The organism is Bathymodiolus heckerae thiotrophic gill symbiont (assembly GCF_900180345.1).
GTDB lineage: Bacteria > Pseudomonadota > Gammaproteobacteria > PS1 > Pseudothioglobaceae > Thiodubiliella.
Genome location: NZ_FXLV01000071.1, coordinates 1 through 5,124, shown reverse-complemented (window position 1 = coordinate 5,124; position 5,124 = coordinate 1). Strand labels below are relative to the sequence as shown.

Genomic DNA, 5,124 nt, shown 5'->3' with positions numbered 1-5,124 from the left:
CTCTGATAGAGATTTATGCTCTACAACAAGAGAGTCTGCGAATGAATGTTGAGTTGTTTGTTTCCAAGACATTGTTATTTTACTGGATTGGTGTGGTTTTGGTTGATTTATGCAAAGGTCTCTATTAGAGACCTTTGCATAAATATGAATAATCATCAAAAATCCACTTTTCACCCGCTTGGCGATTTTTTAAACCCAGCCTTAGCCCTGCTAGGACAAGGTTTAAAAAAATCACCAATCTGGCAAAAATTGAATTTTGCTAATCATCCCTATTTATGCAAAGGTCTCTATTAGTATAAAAAGAACATGTGTCAATATCAAACACTTTCGATAACTTGTAGAGATAGACCACATTAAGTTGACTAATATTTAATTCATAGCGTGACATTTGTTGTTGAGTAATATTAATCATACGACCAAGTTCGGATAAGCTTAGTCTGCGTTGAATACGATGAAATTTAATAGTATCAGATACATTTTTATTAATTTGACTACTGGTTAGTTCCACTGTTATTTATGCTAATAAAAATGATATTTTAACTTTAAATTTATTAGAGACCTTTGCATAATTTATAATTTCTCATCTTAATTTCAACTTTTGCAATTTTTTTTAAAATTTTTCATATTTTCCTATGAAAACCAAAAAACACCTTGTTTATTTGGTTTTTTATCGCTTTATTCCTCTATTCTTAGCCTTTTCTCACTCATTGAGCACAACAATCTTGCAAACTTCACCTCTGTTTAAAAATGTTCACTCCAGTTTTCAGATTATGACTCATGGCAATTAGTTACACTGGCTTTATCTCCCTCTAAGCCAAGGTATCTTGCTTTGTCTAATCCATGATGAAGTTTGAAGTACGCTCAACAATATAGCGAATGAATGGGTGTTGTTTTTGGTCTTTTCAGTATCAAGTAGTTTATCAAATTCTTTCGAATCGTGCACATTGCCTAATGTTCAGTATTGGCATGCATTTTAAAACCATAGGTGGCTTTGCGTTTACCTAGAGGTAATTTTTGTATTGTAAACGGCTTCGCTATCTTGAGTGTTATTACCGTTATTACCTTTACGCTTGTGTGATTGTTTGGCTTTAATCATTGCAGTATCAATGATGTTAATTAAACCCAATGAAACAATAATTGAATTTCTCTTATTGACTTGTTACTGACCTTAGCTCAATAATAACTACTGCAAGGAGGTTTGAATAATTTACACAACTCACGAGTATTGTAGATTTGACTACTACATTTTTTCTGATCAAGAGTACGCTAGTAAGACAATATCTGCATCCTTAGTGGCAAGGATTTTGGTAAAGATCGCATAATATTTTCCATGTTGTATGTTAAATTAAGCCCCCTTAGAAGTGTGTTTATCCAACACTTGAAAGATTAACATTAACACCGAACCAAACAACACCATAATCAACGCTGGCACAGCAGCACGCTCAAACAATCCTTCCGCACTGAGTTCATAGACTTGAATAGCAAGCGTGTCCCAACCAAAGGGACGCAGTAAATAGGTTGCAGGCAGTTCTTTCATCACATCGACTGCTACCAATAATCCACCTGCCAAAATTCCCGGTGTTATCATAGGTAAATATACTTGCATAACGAGCTTTAAACGAGATGCGCCTAACAAGCGTGCACTTTGCATAAATACGGGTTTAATTTGCTGGGCAGATGCCTCAATAGAACTATAAGCAATCGCCATAAAACGCGATACATAAGCAAATAATAACAAGGCAATTGAGCCAAAAATAAGGTGATTAATTGACTCGCCACCAAAATATATATTAACCACAGAAATTTGATTGATACCGTAAAGTAAGCCCACTGCCATTACTGAGCCTGGCAAAGCGTAACCCAAAGTTGCCAATTGAGTTACGCTTTTCAACCAAATACTGCCTTGTTTGCAACGGCTAGGAAGCGCTAATACTATGGCAATCACAAGGGTAATAATTACCGCACTTAAAGTTAAAATGACCGTTGATGAAATCAAATCAAAATACTTTGCGCTCCATTCTTGGGCGACAGATTCCCAGCCCCAAATGAGCAATTGCAACATTGGCATGGCAAACGAAAGCATAAACACGCCAAAAACAAACAAAGCAATCAGCCAGCCAACAGCGCCATGCGCTTGATAGGGTTTTTTATTGCTTACATTGGTAGAATAATATTTAGCCTGACCACGGGCTTTTTTCTCAAAATAAATCAAGAAAAATGCCGCCAATACTAACAACGATGCCAGCTGTGCCGCCACCTCAATAGAACGATAATCACCCCACGCAGAATAAATTGCTGTGGTAAATGTATCGTAATTAAACAAACCTACCACGCCAAAATCAGCCAAAGTTTCCATTAGCGTTACCAGCAAACCTGCTGCTGCTGCTGGACGAGCTAAAGGCAAGGATATTTTAAAAAATACTTTAAGTGGGCTTGCACCCAGCAATTTTCCTGCCTCAATCATATTAATTCTTTGGCGCTTAAACGACGCACGCGCCATCATATAAACATAAGGGTAAAAAACCAGCACAAAAGTCAAAATAATTGCCCACGACCCCGAGCGAATATCAAACCCTGGCAAGTCTAATGCTTCTCGCATCCATACCTGCGCATAGCCTGAATAATCAAACACACCCAAATATACAAAAGCCAGCACATACGCAGGAATGGCAAATGGCAAAAACAACACCCACTCCAACCACTTTCTGCCCGGAAATTCTACCATCACTACCAAATACGCCAATACCGTGCCAAGCAAGGTTACGCCAATACCAACACCGACTAACAAAACAACGGTAGAGTGGATTAAATTTGGCAATAAGTTTTCAGAAAAATGCGCCCACAACTCGTGTTCAGGCAAAGCCCAAGAAAAAGTTACCACAAAAATAGGCAATGCTACAAGCAATGCCAATACACTTATCCAGATTTTTGTGTTTAAACATCTTTGCATAGATTTAGGGGCAATTTGCTTTAACGGTAGCCTTTTTTCTGCATTAATTTAACCGCTGTGGCTTGCAAAATACCTACTTGTGACAAATTCATATCATCTTGCTTGAAGGCGCCCCATGCAGACACGACCTCGTCTGAGGCGATATTTTGATTGGCAGGATATTCTTTATTTAACGAGCCATAAATTACCTGTGCTTTAGTACCAGAAAGCCACTCTAGTAGCTTAATAGCCGACTTTGAGTTTTTTGCATATTTAGTCACGCCGGCACCCGATATATTCACATGTACGCCTGTGGTGTTTTGATTAGCCCAGAATAATTTCAACGGAGAATTGGGTTTTTTTGCCATTAAACGCCCATAATAATAAGTATTAACCAAGCCAACATCACATTGCCCAGATAAAATTGCATTCATTATATGCGAATCTTTGGCATTTGGTGTGGCTGCCAAATTATTCACCCAGCCACTAATAATATCGCCCGCCTTATCCTCTCCATGATGATAAATTAACGATGCCACCAAAGATTTGGTGTAAATCTTTTTACTGGTTCTTAGGCACAAGCGCCCTTCCCATTTTGGTAACGCCAAATCTGCATAAGTAGATAATTCGCTTGGATTGACTTGCTCAGTGTTATACACAAGGGTTCTAGCACGCACTGACAGCCCTGTCCACAAACCTTTAGGATCTCTTAGATGATTAGGAATATTGTTTTTTAACACTTGCGTTTGCACTGCCTGAAACAGCCCCTGTGAGCCTATATACCAAAGATTACCCGCATCTACCGTCATAAACATATCAGCTTTGGTGTTTTTACCCTCCAGCTTTAAGCGCTCAATTAACGCACCGCCCGTACCTGTTAAATAATCCACTTTAATGCCCGTCTCTTTTGTAAATGCATCAAATAATGGCTTAATTAGATGCTCTTTTCTAGAGCTATACACAGTAACCGACTCGTCATCAGCTGCCGAAACTGCGGCAATACTGCCCATTGTTAATAATGAAAATATTAATATTTTTATCATTTTTCCTCCTGTAATCTTTGATTTTTAATGCTGCCATATCGGTCTGAGAATGCGACTGCTTCAGCCTTATCATGCGTTACCAAAATAGCCGTGGTGTTGGTTTTTTTTAAAACTCCTCTCACCTGATTAGCCAAAACCTCTCGATGTTTTTGATCTAAATTAGAAAAAGATTCATCTAATAATAATAACTTTGGCTCAGGTGCTAACGCACGAGCCAAAGCTACTCGCTGCTGCTCGCCACCAGATAATTGATGTGGATATTTTTTTTCAATACCAGACAAGCCAACCAAAGACAGCAAGGCTTTAACTCGTATTTGTTGCTCACGCTTAGATTGGTAGTCAATACCAAAAGCAATATTTTTCTCAACACTCATATGCGGAAACAACGCATAATCTTGAAACACCATGCCCATACCACGGCTCTCAGGTGGCGTCTGATGCTGTCCATTGTCTGAAAGTAGCTCTCCGTCCAAGGCCACACTGCCACTGCGCACCTCATCTAGACCTGCGATAAAACGCAACGCCGAACTTTTCCCGCTACCGCTACCACCCAACAAAGCAAAAATCTCACCCTGTGCCAATTCAAGCTCAAAACCTTGTAAAACCTGATTATCTTGATATTGTATGGTAAGATTACGAACAACTAACATAACACTAATAAACACTAATAAGAATGATTATCAATATTATATAAGAAAGTTATAATAAATACCAATTAATTGCTTACTGCCATAACAAGCAAATCTCTGGCAAAACACAACTTAAAAATTGTCATTTTTATCGTTATTATTGGTTTTTAACAAAATACATATAATCAATTGGCATGCTACTGGCAACCTGCTTTCTACCTTTGTAATCTATATATTTGAGCGAGCTCACTGGCGAAAGTTTGGAACTTTTGTTGGTTGATGTCTGTGTTCTTTTGGTTGCTTCTATAGTGTTGTGTTGCTCATGTTTTTTCTCCTTTTGGGGTATAAAATATGAGGGTTTTCATAATTTTAGACCTTTGTTCTAAAGAATAGGTATGTAATGATCTAACTTTCTTAGACACAAAGATAGCCTTATAATACAAAAAATAAGGAGGTCAAAATGACGCAAATAATAAAAACCAGAAAAGAGAGAATAAATCTAACAATTGAGCAAAAATTAGAC

At 37.9% G+C, this 5,124-nt stretch carries 6 protein-coding genes; 1 reads left to right on the top strand and 5 read right to left on the bottom strand.

What is annotated here, in order from left to right; translation table 11 throughout:
- Nucleotides 1-144 precede the first annotated feature (144 nt).
- Entirely contained in the window at nucleotides 145-294 is a 150-nt protein-coding gene (locus CRYPD_RS08190; protein ID WP_171004396.1) for a hypothetical protein, read from the top strand.
- On the opposite strand, the gene CRYPD_RS08515 is transcribed toward CRYPD_RS08190, so the two are convergent.
- The 5 genes from CRYPD_RS08515 to CRYPD_RS07285 form a co-directional block, all read right to left on the bottom strand.
- A complete protein-coding gene (locus CRYPD_RS08515) occupies nucleotides 260-508 on the bottom strand; it encodes a helix-turn-helix domain-containing protein (protein ID WP_171004395.1) in 249 nt (82 codons plus the stop codon). The two genes, CRYPD_RS08190 and CRYPD_RS08515, sit on opposite strands and share 35 nt — an antisense overlap.
- Before the next feature lie 489 nt (nucleotides 509-997).
- The gene (locus CRYPD_RS08400; RefSeq protein WP_280178685.1) at nucleotides 998-1,126 is read right to left on the bottom strand and encodes a hypothetical protein; all 129 of its coding nucleotides are present in this window, start codon (nucleotides 1,124-1,126) and stop codon (nucleotides 998-1,000) included.
- 219 nt (nucleotides 1,127-1,345) lie between these two features.
- Entirely contained in the window at nucleotides 1,346-2,950 is a 1,605-nt protein-coding gene (locus CRYPD_RS07295; RefSeq protein ID WP_138146924.1) for an ABC transporter permease, read from the bottom strand.
- A 20-nt stretch (nucleotides 2,951-2,970) separates the two neighbouring features.
- On the bottom strand, nucleotides 2,971-3,972 hold the full coding sequence (locus tag CRYPD_RS07290) for an extracellular solute-binding protein (RefSeq protein ID WP_138146923.1): 1,002 nt from the start codon (nucleotides 3,970-3,972) through the stop codon (nucleotides 2,971-2,973).
- A complete protein-coding gene (locus tag CRYPD_RS07285) occupies nucleotides 3,969-4,637 on the bottom strand; it encodes an ABC transporter ATP-binding protein (RefSeq protein ID WP_244610280.1) in 669 nt (222 codons plus the stop codon). Before CRYPD_RS07285 ends, CRYPD_RS07290 begins: the two co-directional genes overlap by 4 nt.
- Nucleotides 4,638-5,124: the final 487 nt, after the last annotated feature.